This is a genomic window from Methylobacterium indicum, from assembly GCF_001043895.1.
GTDB lineage: Bacteria > Pseudomonadota > Alphaproteobacteria > Rhizobiales > Beijerinckiaceae > Methylobacterium > Methylobacterium indicum.
On the sequence record NZ_JTHF01000069.1, the window covers coordinates 1 to 4,349 of the forward strand.

Annotated in this window: 2 protein-coding genes; both read right to left on the reverse strand. The window is 75.2% G+C overall.

Annotation, left to right across the window (positions count from 1 at the left end; genetic code table 11):
• The coding region (locus QR78_RS08870) for an AI-2E family transporter (RefSeq protein ID WP_244278471.1) at positions 1-1,860 on the reverse strand (1,860 nt) is incomplete at its 3' end.
• Between the two features lie 163 nt (positions 1,861-2,023).
• A complete protein-coding gene (pbpC, locus tag QR78_RS08875) occupies positions 2,024-4,093 on the reverse strand; it encodes a penicillin-binding protein 1C (protein WP_082173736.1) in 2,070 nt (689 codons plus the stop codon).
• Positions 4,094-4,349: the final 256 nt, after the last annotated feature.

The following is a 4,349-nucleotide window of genomic DNA, read 5'->3' on the forward strand; positions in this document are numbered from 1 at the left end:
GTCCAGCGGCTGCGCCGCCGGGCCCCGGACGCGCAGGTGCTCGTCGGGTTGTGGCCGGCGGCGCAGCCGCTGGACGAGGTAGCGCAGATGCGCCGGCGTGCCGCTGATCTCGAGGTAGGAGATGCAGACCATCCGCGCGCCCCCGGCATCGAGGGCGCCGATCTGCGAGCGCGTGACGTCCTCGAACGGCACCACCCGGGTGCCGAAGCCGTGCTTCTCCAGGAGCTGGGCCAGCATCATCGAGGCGGCCTCGTCGAGGGGGCCGCGGCCGGCGACGCAGAGCACCGCGCCCTCGCGCCGCCAATCCTCCGGCAGGGCGTCGGGCGCGGGAGCGTCCGGCACCGCGGGAGCGGCCTCGCACGGCACCTCCTCGTCGCGGCTGCCCGACAGGAGACGTCCGGCGAGCGTTGGCTTCGTCTCCGGCGCGACATCGTCCCGGTCGGAGAGATCCTCGATCAACTGGGCGATGCCGACGCGGATGCGGTCGAGCTGGCTCTCGGTCAGCACCCCGCGGCGGGCGTCGGTGGCGGCGAGCTGGAGGCCCTTCAGCGCCACCTCGTCGTAGTAGGAGGAGAGCGAGCACTGGGCGAGGATCGCTTCGGCCAGCTCCTGCGCCTCGTCGGGATCGTCGGCCAGCATGCGCTGGTAAAAATTCTCGACCGGGGTGAGCGCCGGCCGGTCGCCGAACAGCACGTCGAGGAATTCGAGCTTGTCGACGTGGCGGCCGAGCACCACGAGGCAGACGGTGAGCGGCGTCGAGAGCAGGAGCCCGACGGGTCCCCACAGCCAGGTCCAGAACAGGGCCGAGACCAGGACCGCGAAGGGCGACAGGCCGGTGGAGTGGCCGTAGAGCAGCGGCTCGATGAACTGGCCGACCAGGGGCTCGAGCACGACGAACAGGGCGGCGGTGGCCAGCACCATGTTCCAGCCCGGATCGACCGCGGCGGCGAGGGCCAGCGGCAGCAGGGCCGACAGGAAGGCGCCGATATAGGGCACGAAGCGCATCAGCGCCGAGAAGATGCCCCACAGGATCGGGTTCGGCACGCCGATCAGCCACAGCCCGACGCCGATGACGAGGCCGAATCCGGCATTCAGGGCGAGCTGGACCAGGAAGAACCGGCTCAGGCGCCGTGCCGCGTCGTCCATCGCCACGGTGGTGCGGTGCAGGTCGCTCGACCCGACGAGGCGGATCATCCGGTCGCGCAGGTCCTCGCGCTGGACCAGGATGAAGATCAGCACCACGAAGACGATGCCGAGCGTGGCGAGCGGCGAGATCACCGGGGCCAGCAGCTTCTCGGCGAGCTCGACCGGGCCGGGCTCGCGGTCGCGCATCTCGACCAGCACCGGCTTGTCGGGGTTCTGCACCGCGGGCGGCGCGGCGCGCTTGGCCTCGGGCTTCTCTTCGGACTTCCCTTCGGACTTCCCTTCGGACTTCCCTTCGGACTTGGGCTCGGGCGCGCCGGCCTGCTGGATCTGGTGGTTGATGCTGCGCAGGTAGCCCGCGAGGTCGCCGAGCGGCCCGGCCTTCAGGTTCTCGGCCTTCTGGGCGATGGTGCGCTGGTAGCGCGGCAGGCCGGTCGAGAGATCGGCGAGCTGCATGCCGATGAGCCCGCCCAAGCCCGCCACCACGGCGAGGAGCAGCAGCACCGCGACGCCGACGGACGGGATTCGCCCGAGGCGCAACTTGCGCAGCAGCGCCACCAGCGGCCCGATGACGAAGCTGAGCAGCACCGCGATGGCGATCGGGATCAGGATCTCGCGGCCGAAATACAGGGCCGCCACGATCACCGCCCCGATGACCAGGGGGGCCGCCAGGCCGTCCCCGGGCGTTTCGGCGGCCTGGACCCGGGCCGGCTTCATCGGCAGGACCCGCCTGCGATCGTCTCGCCCATCCGCCATGCGACGCGCACTCACCCTTGCGCGGCGCTCCCGTCTCGCCACGCTTCCACCAGGAGGGAACGGGGCGGCGGGCGAAACGATCCCCCGCTGACCTTGGGCCAACCTATCGAAATCGTGATCGGTCCTACTCGACCCGTACCATCACGCTGTCGCTCGCCCCGCTCGCGTCGAGCACCGAGATCCGCACGAAGCCGGCGCCGTCGGGCTGCCATTCGGCTTGGCGGCGATCCGATTCGGTCACCGGCAGGCCCCCGACGAGCCAGGTCAGCGGCGGGGTGCCGCCGAGCGCCTTGAGGGCGAGACCGGCGGGCGGGCCCTCCGCGGCACCGAGATCGATCCGCGCGCCGTCCGGCGGGTAGGCGATGCGCAGGCGGTCGGCCGGGCCGGCGTCGCGAGCGAGACGGCGCAGTGGCGGCGGCAGGGCGGAGGTCGCCGCCACCAGGGCGTCGCGGGGGCGCGGCACCGGCTCGGGCTCGCCCCCGATCCGCGCCACCGCGTCGAACAGCAGGGGCGCGGCGGCGACCCGCCCGACGAGGCCCGGCACCCCGGCCCCGTCCGGCCGCCCGAGCCAGACCGCCACCGTGACCCGGCGGTCGAACCCCACCGCCCAGGCGTCGCGGTAGCCGTAGGAGGTGCCGGTCTTGTAGGCGAGGCGGTTCGGCAGGGCGCTGTCGGGCGGGGGCGTCCCCCGCAGGGTGTCGGCGACGTACCAGGCCGCCACCGGCTCGGCGATGCGCGGCGGCACCGCCTCGGGCGCCGCCGGCCCGTCGAGGCGCCGGATCAGCACCGGCACCTCGCCGCCGCGGGCGAGCCCGGCATAGAGCCGGGCGAGGTCGGTCAGCGTGATGCCCAGTCCCCCGAGCGCCACCGGCAGGCCGGGGGCGGCGTCCCGCGGCAGGGCGATCCCGGCGCCGGCCCTGCGCAGGCGCGCGATGAAGCGGGCCGGGCCGACCGCCTCCATCAGCGCCACCGCCGGCACGTTGAGGGAGAGCTGGAGCGCACGCCGCGCCGTCACCGTGCCCTGGAAGGTGAGGTCGAAGTTCTCCGGCGCGTAGGACGCGCCGAAGCGCGACGGGCGGTCCTCGATCAGGGTCTCGGGATGGGCGAGGCCGGCCTCGAACGCCATGGCGTAGACGAAGGGTTTGAGCGCCGAGCCCGGCGAGCGCACGGCCGCCGTCATGTCGATGGCGCCCGAACGCGCCGCGTCGAGATAGCCGGCGCTGCCCACCTGCGCCCGCACCTCGCCGGTGGCGTTGTCGATGACGAGGAGGGCCGCCGACAGGCCGGGCCCGAGCGCGGCCGCGCGCTCGGCCGCCAGGGGCTCCAGCCGGGCCTGCCAGCGCGCGTCGAGGGCGAGGCGGTGGACGGCCCGGCCGGGCTCCTGCGCCAGGGCGGCCTCGGCGGCGTGGGGCGCCAGCATCGGGAAGGGCTTTCGCCCGTGCGGCACAGGCTCGGTCCGGGCCGCCTCGGCCTCCGCCGCCGGGATGACGCCGCGGGCGGCCGCGAGGGCCAGCACCCGGTCGCGGGCCCGGCGGGCGGCCTCCGGGAACCGGTCGGGCCGGCGGGCCTCCGGTGCCTGGGGGAGCGCCACCAGCAGGGCGGCCTCGGCGAGGGTGAGCCGCGCCGGCTCGCGCCTGAAATAGGCGAGGCTCGCCGCGCGCAGGCCCTCGACCGGCCCGCCATAGGGCGCGAGCGCGAGGTAGAGCCGCAACACCCCGTCCTTGCCGAGGCGCCGCTCCAGGTCGATCGCCCGGGCGATCTGGCGCAGCTTGGCCGTGAGCGACCGCTCGCCCCGCGGCTCGACGAGGCGCGCCACCTGCATCGACAGGGTGGAGGCGCCCGACACGATCCGCCCCGCCGCGAGCCACTGCCCGGCGGCGCGCAGCAGCGCCCGCGGATCGACGCCGGCATGCTCGCGAAAACGCCGGTCCTCGTAGGCGGTCAGCAGGGCGAGGAAGCGCGGATCGACCGCATTCGGTTCGAGCGGCAGCCGCCAGCGCCCGTCGGCGGTGGCGAAGGGGCGCAGCAGGGTCCCGGACCGGTCGAGGACGACGGTCGAGCGGGCCTGCGCCGCGGCGAGGTCGAGGGGCGGGAGATGCGCGAGGGTGGACCCGAGCCAGGCGGCGGCCGCGAGGGCGAGGCCGGCCAGGCCCCATGCCATCCGTCGCACCATCGACCCGTCGCCTGCTGCCATGCGGATTCCGATCCCGCCGCGACTGTGCCCCCGCGCCGGAGCCGGGGCAATCCCCGCCGGCAGGAGACCGGCCCGGCCCTACGCGGCACCCGCTCCGCACCGCTCGACGAAGCCGACCGCGCGGGCGCCGGTCTCCCGGGAGCTCACCGAGACCATCGCGACCGGCCCGGCGGCGGCGCGGGCGGCTTCGTCGAGCGGTGCGGAGCGGGTGCCGCGTAGGGCCGGGCCGGTCTCCTGCCGGCGGGGGTTTGCCCCG